We start from the raw sequence: 15,179 nt of genomic DNA on the forward strand, positions 1-15,179 counted from the left end.
GAAATGAGATCAACAAAGAAACCAATCCAGACAGGATTGAGAATCGATGTAAAGCCGATCAGTGATAAGGGTATGACTGAAGAAGAATACAGGGCAAAGGTTGCTGAGATACAGAAGCAACGTCAGCAACAGGAAGCCATTGATAAGATGGCAGAGGCTCGCATTAAGCCCAAGAAACCTCTACCCCGCTTGTCTAACCCTCCTCCCCGTAGACCCGCACCACGCTATGTCAAACCTATGCGGGGCTTACTTGCACCTGAACCCAGATCATCACCGTTTATGGGTCTATTGGCTATCCCTGATACAGGGGGAAAGAAGTAATGACCAGACAGAAAGCAATAGAAGAAAAATGCCGTGAGTGTATCTACGATGAACTGGATGAGGGTACTTGGAGAATGCAAGTTGAACAGTGTCAATTAACTGATTGTGCGCTGTATCAGTACCGACCACACTCTAGGTCGAAAGTATCCACTTTGGCTGATAGTGTGGCTGTACAGCCCCACTATGAACCTATGTTGGTTCAGGCAGGGGGGTAGCGCATGACTCAGGCGGAATTCAGAAAAAGTGGGTGGTTAAAGCACTTCCTACAATACGATGAGGCGGAACTTGCAACCATTGTGATGTTGGTTTCGAACCTCTTGGAAACCAATTGTTGGGAACCGACAGTGAATTACTGTATGTACCAGATGGAACTTGCCAGAGAAGAAGAAAGTTCAGTTCCAGAAGATCAAATGGTGCATTGAGAGTATGGACTACTGATCCATCAGTATTGGTTTGTCATCAGGAGAATTGTTTTTGCTTAACAGTACTGCCAGCCGCTTTTGTTCAGCCAAAAGATAATCGAACTGCTCATCACATCCGGCAATCGGGGTTGGGTAGGTTCTGATCTGAAACTTGATGGATTCAAGCTCTTCGGTCAGTGTCTTAATAGAGACAGGCATAGCAATATTCTGCAAGTTTGTCAGTTACTCTTTACTCCCCTGTTGACCGCTGTTTTACAGTTTAGAAATTAACTTTAAGAGAGGTCTGCGGGTGTTACTTTGACCTGACACTGATCTGCCAAATGTGGGCAGTGGGAGTTCTAGGCATTTGACACAGATTTTGATTCAAGAGATTTCAAGACCTCTGCATTTTCTCTGATCTGTTTCTGTCGCTTAGCAGTATTGCGGCTGTTAACAGGTCGCACTTTGTTCATTATTTTCCCTTTTTGCTTTCTATGGCCCATAGGTTAATCCTCGCATTGGTAGCCTTCGGTATCTGAATTCTATAGTAATCACCACTCAACATCCCCAGCCATCTGAATCCGCAAAGTAAATGGGACATACGGATGTATTCCCTTCCCGCACACTCAACCCATTCGGGCCACTAAAGACTCTGGTTTGATGTGGGTATAGCGTTTCAGATGTTGGAGACATTTATGGCCGCTTACGGTGGCAACCTCCATCACATTAAATCCAGATTCAAACAGTCGAGATACGCTTTCATGGCGAAGATCATGGAATCTCATATTCTGAATTCCAGTATCTCGCCATAATCGTTCCATTTGTCGTTGCCATTCTGACAGGTGCATCTCAAACAACACAGGCTCACGAAGAGGTATTACACCGCCCAATTCTTTCTCCACCGCCCTGATTTGGTCTGTGAGAGCCTTTACGGCTCCATCGGACAAAGGGATTGTTCTTGGGGTATTCGTCTTGGTGTCGGGGATTAAAAGCGTCTGGTTGCCAAAGTTGATGTTGCTCTTCCTGATCTTCAGTATTTCGCCCCGACGCATAGCGGTTTCCAAAGCCAAGATGATGATGCGTTTTAACATGGGCTGAGCGTGTTTCAGCATCAGCCGCTCTTCCCCTGTTTCCAATCGCCTGTCTCGCCTGATATCGGCATTTCGCACACGGACTTTAGATACCGGATTACTCGCCAGTGGTATAGCCCACTCTACGATGGCCGTGTTGATAGCGGTTGATAAGGTAGTGAACTCACGACTGACAGTTGACGCTTTGACAGTCTTTAAACGTCTATCCCGGTGTGCGGCTAAAAATGCGGGTGATAAATCTCGCAGGTGTATGTGGCCCATCTGTTTGCGTAGGAAACTGGAGCGCCAGAACTCATGCCTTGCTCCCTTTTGCTTTGGAACTTCTTCTGCTTCGTATTGCAGCAGTAACTCATTTACGGTCATGGTAACTCGCGGTAAATACTCGCCGCGTTCCATATCCACCTCTACGTTCTTGATCCATTTACTTGCGGCTTCTCTGCTCGTAAATGACCGTGTAGCTTGTGGGTAACCTCGACGTCTTACTTGGACATGGTGTCTACCGTTGCGCTTTCTGATGCTCGCCATTTTGCTTCTCCTGTTGTGCCATAGTTGTGCCACTGGAGATGCGAGTGGAGGAAAACGCTACAAAACAAGGCTCCGGTGTTGGCACACAGCCGAAGAATGTTGCCTGTGTTGGGCGGTATCTGGGGATGAACCAGAGCGATGGTGAACGGCATTTCGTGTTGGTTTAACCCAATTCTTAAACGCTGACTCCTTTACAGCATACCTCTATCTGGTCAAGAAGCTGTGACTATATTGTGACGGGGATCATCTGTTACCCCATCAGATTAACCCCCTGCCCAACCGCCATTCAACTTGTACGATTTACGTTATGTCTTACCCGCACAGCGGAGGGTGATTCAGAACATTCCAAATTTTTGTGGGAGGTACTTCTATGCTTTGTGACTAGGTGGTAGCTACTTCGCTTCCTACGAACACAATATTCTTTGGAGTTTCTCCTTCCGCAGCGAGACATATATTTTCTGCAACAAACTTCCAGCGTCGTTCAACTTGTTCTGGCGCCGACGCACTTTCATGCGCACTGAGGATTACATTATCTAATCGTTCAAAAGGGAGATTAGACGGTGAAACTTCTTCTTTATTGTTACCAATGTAGTTGTACCAAACATCTAATACAGCTCCACCAATTTTCTTATTCTTAAGCGCGTTATAGAGCGCCTCTTCAGCAATAATTTGCCCACGGGCTACATTAATAATAATGCCGCCAGGTTTCATTTTGGCTATTTGTTGCGCGTCAATCATTCCGATTGTTCCTTCATTCATATCACAAGCCACAACGACAAAATCGCTTTCACTGAGTAGTTTATCCAATTGATCGGCTGTTCCAATCCAGTCCAGAGGCGCCGCAATTTCTTGTTTTGAACGGCGGATAGCGATTATTCTCATATCGAATGCCGCTGCTCGCTTAGCAATTTCCTTGCCGATATGCCCATATCCGATTATCCCTACGGTGCGATTACGGATTTCTTCGTGATGCAGAGATATACCTGGCTGTCGTCCACCCCAGCCTTCGGTTCTAAATCGTTTGTCCATTTCACGCAGGCCAATCTTTATCTCTAGCATTGCACAAAGTACGTACTCAGCAATAGTCGTTTCGTGTTCAAAGCAGTTGCATACCGGGATACCTAGTGGCATCGAATCCGGAGAACAGAAGTCATAGCCAGTCCAAGGTATTTGAAACAGTTTCAGTTTTGGTGTCTTCGGCCAAGTATCAGTCGGGATCTTTCCACCGATAATTGCATCTGCCTCATAAGCCATGGCTGGAAATTCCTCTGGGTCATGTTTCGCGGGATTCCAACAAAGTACTTTCCAATCTTCGTTCAGTTCTTTCCGCAGAAGATGTTCAAATTGAACTGCAATCCGACCTTGAATTAACGCTGTTGGCATAGGTGCTTTCCTCAAATGTTTTAGAGTGAATACTATTCTGCTAATTATTTTAAATTAAAGTTTAATTCCCGAAGAACAAATGACGCCTTAATCCCAGTTATCCTCTAGGCTCCTGTTGACCACTATTTTTTAGAGTGGATAATGGGTGAAATGCAAGTTTACAGGTATGAGTACAGCGCAGTTATTTGGGATTAAGATAGCGGAGTACATTTATATCTACCAATTAGGAGAGTGTTAATGGCTATTAAGCGCGTCTGGATTGAGGAAGGTTGTATAAGTTGTGGTATGTCGGAAATGAACTGCCCAGAGGTCTTCAAAGTCGACGATGAACAAGACTCGTCAACTGTTATCGAAGGTGTCGATTACTCACTCTACGAAGCAGATATTAAAGAAGCCGCTGAAGCTTGCCCCGTCGAAGTTATCAAGTATGAAGAGTCCTAAATTTAGGATTTACCCATATTTAGTTTAGAAGGCGGAGAGGGTTACTGTTCTAGCAGAGTTTAAGAAGTCTATTTATTGTTCGGTAGAGATAGATTAGGAGACTGTTATGCGACAAGCTGGAAATAGGTGATGGACGTTCAGGAGTACGAAATTAAATTTCAAGTTTGTTTGATTGAAGACGGAGTCGAAACTGTCGTTGTCGGCAGTGTTATTCGTTGGACATCGCACGAAAAGGAGGCTGGTGAATTGTTTCTCGCTCAGTGGAAGAGAACTTACCGTAAAAACAAAGACTGGTTTGCCGCTCTTGTTAACGACACCACTGGAATAGATCAGGCCAAAGTACATTCCTTAAAGAAGAGCGGGGTCAGCCCAGACATTACGATTGTCGAGATCAAACGTTCAAAGGCTTAACGGTTACTAAAAGTAGAGGCTAATTGAGTAATCTAAAGATCATTGTTTCTTTTCGTTTCTTTCCCCAAGCCCCAGAGACCGCGGACTACAGCAAGTAACACGAACCACATTAAGAACCAAATCGTTCCGGCGACGAATATTGATTCCCAACCCCAGATAAAAGCAGCCAGCACGATAGGGCAAATTAGGGTGCCCAAAATTACAAACCGCTGGAGCTGTTTTTTCAGCATCTGTATTTTTCTATGACCTTCGAATTAAGTAACTGACTATTAAACCCCTAGCAGAAGAAGTTGTGTCTTAACGGTGGTAAGTGATTTCCGAATTTCTTTCCACGGCCGGTAATCAGGGTCAGTTATAAATGCTTCATACGCTGTTCCTGACGGAATCTTCAACAGGACAATCCGATCTGGAAGCCAGTCACCCACATGAACGGCAGCCTTTCCCCCACGACAGCAGTATTCACCAGTGTGGCGCGCCACATACTGCGGCGCCTGTTCTTTGTATTTTTTAAATGTTTCAACATCATGGACTATGGCCTCAGTCAACAAGTAGATGGACATTAATTTTCTCGATATAGGTTGAGGCTAGAGGCAACATACTAGCCCTAAAAGCAGAAAAGTGGATTTAGAAGCGCGATCACAGCTGTGGGCAGTTGAAAATGGAGATGCACAGGGGTTAGTCGAAAAGTAAACGAATTTCGCGGTGTACTGGAGGAAGAGGCAGGTACGGATGCGGCTCAGATAGTCATTGGAGTGGCGTATTTCTGGCCTGCGTTACTGTTTCTTGAAGGAAGACGCGGCCCGCAGGCTACAGAGTTCTCTAGACTAAAAGGAGAGTTCGAAGCCATGGAACAAGCTGCGATACAAAACAACTGCTCTACAAATATTCAAAATGGCTGAGAGCTTTACGGTTTTAGTGGGGTGTTGAGAATAAGGTTATGAAATATCAATGTGACGACTACTCATATTTCTCTTTAAATGCTTTGTCTTACCTTACAACATTGTTAATTGGTATAGCTTTTGGTCTATCAATTTCAATAGTGGTCCTTCATATGTCGGAAAACATCTATGAAAATATTCCTAACCTAATTTATTTAATTGTGTCATTGGTTGTGGTAGGTATTGTTTGTAGAGGTATCACTATCTATTGCTGGGCACGAAGAAAGGATACCTGTTGCTAACAAACTAGAACGTGTTGTTTAGTCAGAGTTATCCACCCCACACTGTACTTTTAGCCCGCTACCAAATCCTCCGTACTCGAATGTTTATAGCGCATCAACAAACGGGGCATACAGACGCATACCCCGCCGATCAACATAGATCAGAACGAATTACTTGCGTGCCGCTAGATCAACTCGCATTTACCATCAGAATAAAACATTTGCACGGTCAACGTACCCTCGTTGAGCAACTAAGGGCGAACGGTGTAGGATCGTGCACCGCTCGTGTGCATTGGATCCGATGCCGCGACTTGATGGGCCTCATCTAGAGATTGTGCGCGGATTATGACCATACCTTCTCCTTGCCAGTCGATTTCGTTGTCCGCGAAAAATGGACCCGCACCAAACATCGCACCTCTTTTTTCAAGATCAACCTGAAATTTCAGATGTTCCTCTATATTTGCCATAACTGGTCCCATTCCATTTACTGGCATCGTGAACACAACATAGAGTTGTTTTGCAGCATTTCTTGAGGTTATCTCTATGGATGAACCAGAACGATGTTGAACATCAACGGTAAGGGTTTTCAGTAGATAGAGCGTGCGGTCAGAAGGGCTTAAAAACGACCAGCAGGACAACAGCAATTAGGACCAGTACCGGGAACTCGTTGAACCAGCGATAAAATACATGGCTGTGGGTATTGCGATCAGCCTGGAATTCTTTGAGCATACGGCCGCACCACAGGTGATAGATCACCAGCACGATGACGAGCATCAGCTTGGCCGCGAGCCAGCCGCTACCGGCACCGATGCCGTAGCCGATCCACAACCACACCCCGAATAGAATCGTCAGGATACCGCCCGGTGTTGCAATACCAAAATAGAGTTTGCGTTCCATCGTTTTGAACTGAGCGGCCGTTGCCGTATCCTGCGCCATCGCGTGGTAGACGAAAAGGCGTGGCAGGTAAAAAAGTCCCGCGAACCAGATCACCATGAAGATAATATGAAAAGCTTTCACCCAGAGCATGAGGGACACCGTTATGGGCTTGAGAGATTGCCTAGATTGACCGGCCTGAGCGCGTTCTGACGATCGAGTGTGGTTGTTGTGGTGCGGGCATCATATCACGCAGTTGCCATCAATTCGTCTCGGGCAGAAAAAGCGCGATGACATCATCGAGAAAACGATAGCCCAGGTCCGTTGCCTTAACGCGGTTGTTGGTGATGCTCAACAGCCCCTGGTTTGCTGCGTCTTCTACGGTACCGAGAATGCACTCCGAGGACAGCCCCGTGCGCTGTAAAAAATCTACCAGCCTGAAACCGTTCTTAAGCCTTAATGCGTTCAGCACAAACTCAAAAGCGATTTCTTCGTCTCTTGCGAACTTCATGTTGCTACCTGACTGACTGGCTTTCACCATTGCCATGTAACGACGGGGGTGTTTCTCATGCGCGTAACGCCCGATCCCATTGGGACTGGTAACCTTGCCATGTGCACCAGCACCAATCCCCAGATAATCACCGAAGGACCAGTAGTTCAAGTTGTGTGAGCAATGACTGCCTGGGCGTGCAAACGCCGACACTTCATACTGTTCATAACCTGCAGAGACCGCTGTTTCCTCGAACAGACAGCGGATTTTCCAGCAGGTTCCCTCGTCAGGTAGCGTCGGTGGTTGGGCTGCGAACTGCGTGTTCGGTTCGAGCGTTAGCTGGTACAGAGACAGGTGGTTCGGCTCTAAGGCGATCGCGGTGTCGATGTCCTGGGCCGCAAGATCAACGTTCTGTTCCGGCAGACCATGCATGAGGTCGATGTTCACATGGACAAAGCCGGCCTCAGCTGCCATGTCTACAGCTTGCAGCGCCTGCAGGCTGTTGTGTATCCTGCCCAAGGCGAGGAGCTGTGTGTCGCTGAAACTCTGTACACCCAGCGAGAGTCGAGTCACACCGGCGCTGTGGTAATCACTGAAGCGGGCGACATCTGCTGAGCCCGGGTTGGCCTCCAGGGTGATCTCCACATCGGCTTGCAGGCCGATCTGTTTATCTGCGCAGTCCAGCACCTGCGCGATGACACCGGCTGAAAACAGACTGGGGGTGCCGCCACCAAAGAAAACAGAAGCCAACTGCCGGCCCTGCGCATAGGGCGAGACCGCCTCCAGGTCATGGAGCAATGCGTGGCAGTAATCTTCTTCAGGCAGGGCCTCGCGCAAAGCGTGTGAATTGAAATCACAGTAGGGACACTTGCTTTCGCACCAGGGGAAATGCACATAGAGTGATAGCGGTGGTAACGGCAGTGTTTTATCAAGGACGCTCATAAGGGATCATCCTTGTGAATCACGCAGCCGGTTCAGCTGGCGGCGTTCACGCTTGCCGGGACGACCCTTCGTCAGATGCGAGCCTGAGTGCTGGAGTTTGAGCTGTGTTCTGAGGGTGTCTCTGACCTCAATGCTCTGTTCACTCTCGTCATACAGGGTGAGGGCGATATCCGCACCCACACGCGTTTCGCTCAGGGCAGTGACCTGGAGGGCATAACGAAAAGCGGCCTTTCGGATTCTGACCTGATCACCGATGCGAACGGACTTGGCCGGTTTAGTGCGTTTGTCGTTCAACAAAACGCGACCCGAACGAACAGCGTCTGCCGCCATCTGCCGTGTCTTAAAAAAACGGGCAGACCACAGCCACCGGTCGAGTCGAACTCCATCCCTGTTGTCCATGCGTTAGAGCCTCGTCGACAGAGTTTGAGCGAGGTGCTTAAAACCAGGCGCAGGGTGCGGCAGTGCTAGAATGCATCGTGATGTCTCTGCCCGTGAAACCATGATCCGATCGACGTTAGTACCGCTATCTTTGCTCAGTGTGATCATATCAGCACCCAAGAGCCAGGCGCTCGATAATTTCGAAATCAAGGCAGGTGGTTTCTGATCGTTGCTCGAAACTGTAGACCTACTGGACCCACGCATCGAAACGAGTGCGCTCAGTGCTTATGGCGCCCTGTGGTGGAATCGAACGTGGGGCCTGCGCGGCGCATTGAATCGCTTCCCAGAGGATCAGGTAGATCAGGCGCCGAATGATCAACTCCAAGTGGATATTCAGCGCCGGCTCCAGTCGCCCGTGAGTGATTCATATCTGTCGGTAGGACCGGGTTGGGAGCAAAACTATTTCGGTTCACAGGGCAGCCTGTCGGGATTGCGCCTGTCAGCGGGTGGTAGGGTACATCTACCCGGTGTCGTATCAGTGTACGTCAATACCGGTTGGTCTCCGAATCTGAAGCATCTGGGTACGCGCCAGGATGTGTCAACGATCTCAGTTGAAACCGGTCTTGTGATAGAGCCAATGCCATTTATATCGTTACGTGCAGCCTACCGGTATCACCTGACAGACTACACTGAGTCAGTGACAGGCCATGACCGACGAGAAGTGACCGACGGGTTTCGTTTTGGGAGCGGGATTCACTGGTGATTTCCACGCAAACGATTACCCGTCAGTTGGCGCAACACCAACCTGAACTGTCCGATACGGGCGATAGCCACGCGGCTGTTGCATTGATACTGGATAGCGCGGCTTCCACCGACGATCCGGAAATTGTCTTCATCGAGCGTGCCCGAGTACCAGGTGATCCATGGTCAGGACACATCGCATTTCCTGGTGGACGATGTGAACCGGGCGATCAGCAGCCATTGGACACAGCTGTACGGGAAACTGAAGAAGAAATCGGCGTCGATCTATCCTCAGCCCGGCTTCTCGGCCGGCTCGACGATCTGACGGGCCGTCGGTCACATCACCTGGTGGTGTCCTGTTTCGTCTTTATCACGAACAGTGTTGGGCCGTTCTGTCAGAACCACGAAGTTGCTGATGTATTCACCCTGCCGATATCTCGACTGCTAGAGACAAAACGCCAGACCGAGGTGCAATACGAAGCTTGGCAGGGGCAGGTGTTCCCCGCAATTCGTTTGACTAACCATGAGGAGCCGATCATCTGGGGTCTGACCTACCGTTTTTTGGAGAACTTTTTTGCCTTGCTTGGCCATCAGTTGCCGCCGTCTTAAGCTGATCAGAACGATATTTAAGTATTGATAGAGCTCCAAAGAATCGGCTACTGCCGGACGCTGGGCTGTTAACATCGGTTTTTATGAACGCGTTACCAAGTAAGATAAACCCATGAACAGATCAAACCAACGAGCAGCGGACCAGATGCGGCCAGTTTGTTTCGACCGCGGCTTCACCCGACATGCAGAGGGCTCTGTACTGATTGCATTTGGTGATACACGGGTGTTGTGTACTGCCAGCGTGGACAGCACCGTACCCCCGTTTTTGCGCGGCCGCGGCCGTGGCTGGGTGACAGCAGAATATGGCATGCTGCCCCGCTCGACTCACACTCGCACGCTGCGCGAAGCGACTCGTGGTCGACAGAGCGGCCGGACCCTTGAAATACAACGCCTGATCGGTCGAGCTCTGCGCCAGGCAGTGGACCTCGATGCGCTGGGTGAACGAACCATTACCGTCGACTGCGACGTGTTGCAGGCTGACGGGGGCACACGTACCGCGTCGATTACGGGCGGCTGGGTGGCACTGGTCGATGCCCTCGACGGGCTGGTAGGAGCTGGTGCCCTGCCAGAGACGCCGCTCGTTGCCCAAGTGGCCGCAGTGTCTACCGGTATCGTTGATGGGCAGGTGTTTCTGGACCTCGATTACAGCGAGGACAGTCGAGCAGACACTGATATGAATTTTGTTATGGATAACGAAGGTCGCTTTATTGAGATCCAGGGTACCGCCGAGGCAGCTCCCTTTACGGAAGACGAACTCCGGCAACTGACTGTAGTTGCGGCTAAAGGCATCAGCCAACTTACCGACCTGCAAAACGCAGCACGACGATCAGAGTAGATGTGAACAAGCAGATCGTGCTGGCATCGAACAATCGAGGCAAGCTCGAAGAGCTTCGTGCCCTATTGAATGGAACGACGATCGATTGTATTCCCCAAAGTGATCATGGTGTGCCCGAGGTGGCGGAGACCGGGCTCTCGTTTGTTGAAAATGCGATCATTAAGGCGCGCCATGCCAGCCGCTTCACTCACTTGCCGGCGATCGCCGATGATTCCGGAATTGAGGTGGACGGACTGAATGGTGCGCCGGGTATTCGTTCTGCCCGCTATGCCGGTGACAGCGCCTCTGAAGCTGACAACATTGCTAAACTGTTGCTCGGACTTTCCATTGCCGAGACCGACAGCCGGCAGGCCCGCTTTCGTTGTGAGATTGTGTTTGTGCGTCATGAATTGGATGCCTCGCCCGTGATCTGCAGCGGAACTTGGGCAGGTCGGATCGCTGAGACGCCGCGTGGTGAAAATGGCTTCGGCTATGACCCGATATTTCTGGTGGGTAATGGGCAGAAATCAGCAGCGGAGCTTTCTGCAGAAGAAAAAAATCGTATCAGCCATCGAGGCCAAGCTCTGGCCCAGCTGGTAGAGCGGCTGAAGGAGTTGGGTATAGGTATTTAAAATATGTGCTTTGCAATTCGCTAGAAAGAAAATATGAAGACACTGGTAGTGGTTCGCCACGGTCAGAGTACCTGGAACCTGGAAAATCGCTTCACCGGATGGACTGATGTCGATCTCTCCGAACGCGGTATCGAAGAAGCCAGAACAGCCGGTAGTACTTTGCGTGATGCTGGTTTTCGCTTCGACATTGCCATGACGTCGTATCTGAAACGCTCCATCCGAACACTGTGGCTGATTCAGGAGATACTAGATCAGATGTATTTGCCCATCCGGACAGATTGGCGACTCAACGAACGCCACTATGGTGCGCTGCAGGGACTCAACAAGAAAGAAACCGCTGAACAACATGGCAACGAACAGGTGCTTGCCTGGAGACGGGGCTATTCGGTGCGCCCCCCGGCACTGGCCGCAGATGACGCCAGCCGCCCAGATGCAGATCCACGCTATGTCGGCATCAGCGGTCTACCCGATACGGAATCTCTGGCAGATACGCTGCTGCGGGTCACCGAATGGTGGGACGACACACTGGTCCCGTTGTTGAAGAGTGACAGCAGACTGCTGATCGTTGCGCATGGCAACAGTCTGCGCGCAATGGTGAAATTTCTTGATCAGATGAGCGAAGAAGAAATACTGGAATTCAACATACCGACCGGTATTCCCATGGTCTACGAGTTTGAAGATAACCTGAGTGTGATTCGTCGTTACTATCTTGCCGATGGTGACAAACTACAGGCAGCCGTCGACGAAGTGCGCAATCAAGCCTCAAAGACGGAGAGCTAAAGCAATGACTGACAACAGACGTGCCTAGGTCGAAAAATAGTCAGGCTCCTGGCCGCTTTTCCATTTGATGTTGCAACCCAGACTGGGAACCTGGTCAGTTGTCACGGGCTGGTCACTCAGGACTGCATCGACTGCGCTTCGTAGTGCACTGCCGTCGACGGGCACATCGTTATTGGGCCGGCTGGCATCAAACTGACCCCGGTAAACCAGTTCCCGTTGGCTGTCATATAAAAAGAAATCTGGCGTACAGGCCGCACGATAAGCTTTTGCCGTCTCTTGGCTTTCGTCATACAGGTATGGGTGACTGAAGTTGTGTGCCAGAGCCTCAGCGGCCATTTTTTGCGGTCCGTCGCCAGGGTGGGTGCTGATATCGTTAGCTGAGATCGCGACGATGCCCAGTCCCCGATCGGCGTAGCTGCGCGCAAAATCACTGAAGCAGTCACGGATGTGGATTACGTAGGGGCAATGGTTGCAGACAAAGGCAACCAGCAGTGCCGGCATGACGGAGAAGTCGCTCAGGGAGACTACGTCGGGTCCGGCGTTGGGATTGGTGTTGGGTAGCTGGAAATCAGGTGCGGATGATCCCAGCTCTTCCATGATCGATGAAAAGGCCACAAGGGTTACCTCATAAAATCAGCTGATAAATCAAACACATTTTAGCATGCCTCCTCAATATGACGACGGGAGCAACGGTCTTGCCGGCGTGAAAATGGCTACAATATCCGACCTCAGGAATGGGAGCGAAAAAACCGGTGGCTAAAGGACACAAACTGACTCATCTCAATGAGCGCGGTGAAGCGAACATGGTCGACGTCGGTAGCAAAGAAATTACCGAGCGGCGCGCCGTTGCAGCTGGGGAAATTTCGATGCAGGCTTCAACCCTGGAACAGGTGGTCGACGGGACCAATGCCAAGGGTGATGTGCTGGCGGTAGCCCGGGTAGCAGGCATTATGGCGGCTAAACGGACGTCGGAACTGGTACCGTTGTGTCACCCGCTCAGTCTGACCCGGGTGGAAGTGTCCTTTGAGCCTGACCCGAAGACGAGCGCGATCATTTGTCGTGCTGTAGCTGAAACCCGGGGGCGCACAGGTGTCGAAATGGAGGCTTTGACTGCAGTCCAGGTGGGTTTGTTGACGATCTATGACATGTGCAAAGCAGTGGATCGTGAAATGACCATCGGTGCTGTGCGGTTGCTTGAAAAGTCCGGTGGCCGCTCAGGAAACTGGAAACGGGACGATGAACAAACAGACTGAAGTAATCGTGCAACCCAGTTGTGAGGATGAATACGATTCGGCGTTGCTGCCGGTGGATATTGCCCTGGCCCGAATCGCTGAAGCGATCAAGCCGATTGGTGATATTGAATGGGTGCCGGTTCGAGGGGCCCTGAGCCGGATCTTGGCTGAAGATGTGATCTCGCCAGTTGATGTCCCCAACCACACCAATTCTGCGATGGATGGGTACGCACTAGCTGCATCTGATCTTTCAGCCGCCGACCTTAAGGTGATCGGTACAGCCTGGGCAGGCAGTGCATACGCAGGAGCGGTGGGCTCCGGTGAATGCGTACGCATTATGACCGGTGCAGTGATTCCGGAAGGGTGTGACACTGTGGTGATGCAGGAACAGGTCGAGCGCGTTGACGATCGTATCCGATTGGCGGCGGGGCAGAAACCAGGCCAGCACGTGCGGCGGGTGGGTGAGGATCTCGCTGCCGGCGAGATCGCCCTGGTGCGCGGGCGCTGTATGCTGCCCTCGGACTTGGGAATGGTGGCATCGCTGGGAATCGGGGAACTGGCGGTATTGCGTAAACCCAGGATAGCCTTCTTCTCCAACGGTGACGAGCTGCGGTCAATCGGCGAACCTCTGGCATTGGGTGATGTTTATGATTCAAATCGTTACACCTTGCATGGGATGCTTACCCGCCTGGGCGTTGAATTTATCGACTTGGGTGTAATTCCGGATGACCGTGATCGCATACGCGAGACCTTTCTCCGGGCTGCAGCAATTGCCGATGTGGTGATCACTTCAGCAGGAGCTTCGGTGGGTGACGCCGACTATGTCAAAGAGGTGCTTGATGAAATCGGTGAGGTAAACTTTTGGAAACTAGCGATGAAGCCGGGTCGGCCACTCTCGTTCGGAAAAATCGATCATGCCCATTTCTTCGGCCTGCCCGGCAACCCGGTTTCAGTCATGGTTACCTTCTACCAGTTTGTGTTACCGGCACTGCGGCAGTTGATGGGTGAGGAGAATTGGGCGCCATTGCGACTGCCAGCAAGGACGCTTAACCGACTGAAGAAAAGGCCCGGTCGAACCGAGTATCAGCGTGGTTATCTAGTGCAGGATGAAAGCGGTGATCTCACGGTGCACAGTACCGGAGACCAGGGTTCAGGAATCCTGAGTTCGATGAGTCAGGCCAACTGCTTTATTGTGCTGGACATTGACAGCGACGGCGCGCAAGTCGGTGACATGGTCACAGTGGAACCGTTTGCCGGCTTGGTCTGATCATCAACGATCGGATATCCGGCGATGCGGGAGGATGTTGAACGCTGGGAAGCAAAATACCAGGCGGCTGACCAAGATCCGGAGCTCAGGACTGATTCCCTGTTAAGCCGTCATGCGGTACACCTGCTCGCTGCGGGGTCAGCACTCGATCTGGCCAGTGGATCCTGCCACAGCGCGGTGTTTCTGGCGCAACAGGGTTACGATGTCCTGGCGGTGGACTGTAGCGTCACCGGTCTTGCAATTGGCCGGCGACTGGCGCAGCGTGAGCAAACAACAATTAAAACACTGACAGCAGATCTCGATAAGTTTGCGCTGGATAAGGAAGTCTATGATCTGGTGGCTTGTTTTCGATACTTAAACCGAGCGCTTTTCCCCCGGATGAAAAGCGCACTCAAGCCCGGCGGCCTGTTGTTCTTCAAAACGTTTAACGTGCATCACTTGGCGTCATTCCCGAAATTCAATCCGACATACGTACTCCAACCCGGAGAGCTGTATCAATCATTCAACGATATGGTGATGATTGATCTGAACGACGGTGAGGATCCGGAGATTAGTCAATCCTGGATAGTTGCCCGGCGTTGACAATAGTTATCGGCAGATTAAGAGATCGTTTCGATCCGGTCAAGAACCGGGTGTATTGCGATGGACCCAGCGTTCACCGTTCTGATCTTCGAGTGTTTCTTTCTTCC

General features: G+C 50.7%; 21 protein-coding genes and 1 pseudogene. 12 read left to right on the forward strand and 10 right to left on the reverse strand.

Annotated elements, in window-relative coordinates:
* A partial coding sequence (locus MK323_14260; protein ID MCH2483315.1) for a hypothetical protein occupies positions 1-321 on the forward strand: 321 nt, incomplete at its 5' end.
* Positions 322-539: 218 nt separating this feature from the next.
* Positions 540-743: a hypothetical protein gene (locus tag MK323_14265; protein ID MCH2483316.1), complete on the forward strand. Its 204-nt coding sequence runs from the start codon at positions 540-542 to the stop codon at positions 741-743.
* Positions 744-752: 9 nt separating this feature from the next.
* Here MK323_14265 and MK323_14270 read toward each other — a convergent pair whose 3' ends face one another.
* The 4 genes and pseudogenes from MK323_14270 to MK323_14285 form a co-directional block, all read right to left on the reverse strand.
* Complete coding sequence (locus MK323_14270) at positions 753-941, reverse strand: hypothetical protein (GenBank protein ID MCH2483317.1); 189 nt, start codon at positions 939-941, stop codon at positions 753-755.
* 407 nt (positions 942-1,348) lie between these two features.
* Positions 1,349-2,338 carry a site-specific integrase gene (locus MK323_14275; GenBank protein MCH2483318.1) on the reverse strand — a complete coding sequence of 330 codons (990 nt, stop codon included), beginning with the start codon at positions 2,336-2,338 and terminating at the stop codon, positions 1,349-1,351.
* Between the two features lie 68 nt (positions 2,339-2,406).
* Positions 2,407-2,490, reverse strand: a pseudogene (locus MK323_14280) (tRNA (uridine(34)/cytosine(34)/5-carboxymethylaminomethyluridine(34)-2'-O)-methyltransferase TrmL).
* 229 nt (positions 2,491-2,719) lie between these two features.
* Entirely contained in the window at positions 2,720-3,721 is a 1,002-nt protein-coding gene (locus MK323_14285; protein MCH2483319.1) for a 2-hydroxyacid dehydrogenase, read from the reverse strand.
* A gap of 237 nt (positions 3,722-3,958) precedes the next feature.
* Between MK323_14285 and MK323_14290 the strand changes: the two genes are divergently transcribed.
* Positions 3,959-4,162, forward strand: a complete 204-nt coding sequence (locus tag MK323_14290; protein MCH2483320.1) for a ferredoxin — start codon at positions 3,959-3,961, stop codon at positions 4,160-4,162.
* Between the two features lie 129 nt (positions 4,163-4,291).
* Positions 4,292-4,573: a hypothetical protein gene (locus tag MK323_14295; protein MCH2483321.1), complete on the forward strand. Its 282-nt coding sequence runs from the start codon at positions 4,292-4,294 to the stop codon at positions 4,571-4,573.
* A gap of 269 nt (positions 4,574-4,842) precedes the next feature.
* Here MK323_14295 and MK323_14300 read toward each other — a convergent pair whose 3' ends face one another.
* The 5 genes from MK323_14300 to MK323_14320 form a co-directional block, all read right to left on the reverse strand.
* Positions 4,843-5,133: a DUF1330 domain-containing protein gene (locus MK323_14300; GenBank protein MCH2483322.1), complete on the reverse strand. Its 291-nt coding sequence runs from the start codon at positions 5,131-5,133 to the stop codon at positions 4,843-4,845.
* Between the two features lie 850 nt (positions 5,134-5,983).
* Complete coding sequence (locus MK323_14305) at positions 5,984-6,199, reverse strand: YciI family protein (protein ID MCH2483323.1); 216 nt, start codon at positions 6,197-6,199, stop codon at positions 5,984-5,986.
* A gap of 139 nt (positions 6,200-6,338) precedes the next feature.
* Positions 6,339-6,758, reverse strand: coding sequence for a protoporphyrinogen oxidase HemJ (gene hemJ, locus MK323_14310; GenBank protein ID MCH2483324.1), 420 nt, complete (start codon positions 6,756-6,758; stop codon positions 6,339-6,341).
* Between the two features lie 109 nt (positions 6,759-6,867).
* Complete coding sequence (hemW, locus tag MK323_14315) at positions 6,868-8,037, reverse strand: radical SAM family heme chaperone HemW (protein MCH2483325.1); 1,170 nt, start codon at positions 8,035-8,037, stop codon at positions 6,868-6,870.
* Positions 8,038-8,043: 6 nt separating this feature from the next.
* Entirely contained in the window at positions 8,044-8,436 is a 393-nt protein-coding gene (locus tag MK323_14320; GenBank protein MCH2483326.1) for an RNA-binding S4 domain-containing protein, read from the reverse strand.
* 208 nt (positions 8,437-8,644) lie between these two features.
* On the opposite strand from MK323_14320, the gene MK323_14325 reads away from it, so the two are divergent.
* The 5 genes from MK323_14325 (at position 8,645) to gpmA (ending at position 11,991) form a co-directional block, all read left to right on the forward strand.
* Positions 8,645-9,178: a hypothetical protein gene (locus MK323_14325; protein ID MCH2483327.1), complete on the forward strand. Its 534-nt coding sequence runs from the start codon at positions 8,645-8,647 to the stop codon at positions 9,176-9,178.
* A complete protein-coding gene (locus MK323_14330) occupies positions 9,175-9,765 on the forward strand; it encodes a CoA pyrophosphatase (GenBank protein MCH2483328.1) in 591 nt (196 codons plus the stop codon). The genes MK323_14325 and MK323_14330 overlap by 4 nt, the downstream gene beginning before the upstream one ends.
* A 112-nt stretch (positions 9,766-9,877) precedes the next feature.
* Entirely contained in the window at positions 9,878-10,600 is a 723-nt protein-coding gene (gene rph / locus MK323_14335; protein MCH2483329.1) for a ribonuclease PH, read from the forward strand.
* Between the two features lie 2 nt (positions 10,601-10,602).
* Entirely contained in the window at positions 10,603-11,211 is a 609-nt protein-coding gene (rdgB, locus tag MK323_14340; protein MCH2483330.1) for an RdgB/HAM1 family non-canonical purine NTP pyrophosphatase, read from the forward strand.
* A gap of 33 nt (positions 11,212-11,244) precedes the next feature.
* A complete protein-coding gene (gpmA, locus tag MK323_14345) occupies positions 11,245-11,991 on the forward strand; it encodes a 2,3-diphosphoglycerate-dependent phosphoglycerate mutase (GenBank protein MCH2483331.1) in 747 nt (248 codons plus the stop codon).
* Between the two features lie 24 nt (positions 11,992-12,015).
* Here gpmA and MK323_14350 read toward each other — a convergent pair whose 3' ends face one another.
* Positions 12,016-12,606: a thioredoxin family protein gene (locus MK323_14350; protein ID MCH2483332.1), complete on the reverse strand. Its 591-nt coding sequence runs from the start codon at positions 12,604-12,606 to the stop codon at positions 12,016-12,018.
* A gap of 188 nt (positions 12,607-12,794) precedes the next feature.
* On the opposite strand from MK323_14350, the gene moaC reads away from it, so the two are divergent.
* From moaC to MK323_14365, 3 genes are read left to right on the forward strand one after another with little or no spacing between them, the layout of a single operon-like run.
* A complete protein-coding gene (gene moaC / locus MK323_14355; protein ID MCH2483333.1) occupies positions 12,795-13,244 on the forward strand; it encodes a cyclic pyranopterin monophosphate synthase MoaC in 450 nt (149 codons plus the stop codon).
* Positions 13,228-14,490, forward strand: a complete 1,263-nt coding sequence (locus MK323_14360; protein ID MCH2483334.1) for a molybdopterin-binding protein — start codon at positions 13,228-13,230, stop codon at positions 14,488-14,490. The genes moaC and MK323_14360 overlap by 17 nt, the downstream gene beginning before the upstream one ends.
* Positions 14,491-14,514: 24 nt before the next feature.
* On the forward strand, positions 14,515-15,072 hold the full coding sequence (locus tag MK323_14365) for a class I SAM-dependent methyltransferase (protein MCH2483335.1): 558 nt from the start codon (positions 14,515-14,517) through the stop codon (positions 15,070-15,072).
* Positions 15,073-15,179: the final 107 nt, after the last annotated feature.

The organism is Gammaproteobacteria bacterium (assembly GCA_022450155.1).
Lineage (GTDB): Bacteria > Pseudomonadota > Gammaproteobacteria > Arenicellales > UBA868 > REDSEA-S09-B13.

What these genes read in the sequence shown, in the direction of transcription:
- hemJ (MCH2483324.1), bottom strand. Translation starts at nt 6,758, where the DNA reads ATGCTCTGGGTGAAAGCTTTTCATATTATCTTCATGGTGATCTGGTTC.
- MK323_14270 (MCH2483317.1), bottom strand. Translation starts at nt 941, where the DNA reads ATGCCTGTCTCTATTAAGACACTGACCGAAGAGCTTGAATCCATCAAG.
- MK323_14300 (MCH2483322.1), bottom strand. Translation starts at nt 5,133, where the DNA reads ATGTCCATCTACTTGTTGACTGAGGCCATAGTCCATGATGTTGAAACA.
- MK323_14360 (MCH2483334.1), top strand. Translation starts at nt 13,228, where the DNA reads ATGAACAAACAGACTGAAGTAATCGTGCAACCCAGTTGTGAGGATGAA.
- MK323_14265 (MCH2483316.1), top strand. Translation starts at nt 540, where the DNA reads ATGACTCAGGCGGAATTCAGAAAAAGTGGGTGGTTAAAGCACTTCCTA.
- hemW (MCH2483325.1), bottom strand. Translation starts at nt 8,037, where the DNA reads ATGAGCGTCCTTGATAAAACACTGCCGTTACCACCGCTATCACTCTAT.
- MK323_14295 (MCH2483321.1), top strand. Translation starts at nt 4,292, where the DNA reads ATGGACGTTCAGGAGTACGAAATTAAATTTCAAGTTTGTTTGATTGAA.
- MK323_14275 (MCH2483318.1), bottom strand. Translation starts at nt 2,338, where the DNA reads ATGGCGAGCATCAGAAAGCGCAACGGTAGACACCATGTCCAAGTAAGA.
- moaC (MCH2483333.1), top strand. Translation starts at nt 12,795, where the DNA reads ATGGTCGACGTCGGTAGCAAAGAAATTACCGAGCGGCGCGCCGTTGCA.
- MK323_14320 (MCH2483326.1), bottom strand. Translation starts at nt 8,436, where the DNA reads ATGGACAACAGGGATGGAGTTCGACTCGACCGGTGGCTGTGGTCTGCC.
- MK323_14365 (MCH2483335.1), top strand. Translation starts at nt 14,515, where the DNA reads ATGCGGGAGGATGTTGAACGCTGGGAAGCAAAATACCAGGCGGCTGAC.
- MK323_14290 (MCH2483320.1), top strand. Translation starts at nt 3,959, where the DNA reads ATGGCTATTAAGCGCGTCTGGATTGAGGAAGGTTGTATAAGTTGTGGT.
- MK323_14305 (MCH2483323.1), bottom strand. Translation starts at nt 6,199, where the DNA reads ATGGCAAATATAGAGGAACATCTGAAATTTCAGGTTGATCTTGAAAAA.
- MK323_14285 (MCH2483319.1), bottom strand. Translation starts at nt 3,721, where the DNA reads ATGCCAACAGCGTTAATTCAAGGTCGGATTGCAGTTCAATTTGAACAT.
- gpmA (MCH2483331.1), top strand. Translation starts at nt 11,245, where the DNA reads ATGAAGACACTGGTAGTGGTTCGCCACGGTCAGAGTACCTGGAACCTG.
- rph (MCH2483329.1), top strand. Translation starts at nt 9,878, where the DNA reads ATGAACAGATCAAACCAACGAGCAGCGGACCAGATGCGGCCAGTTTGT.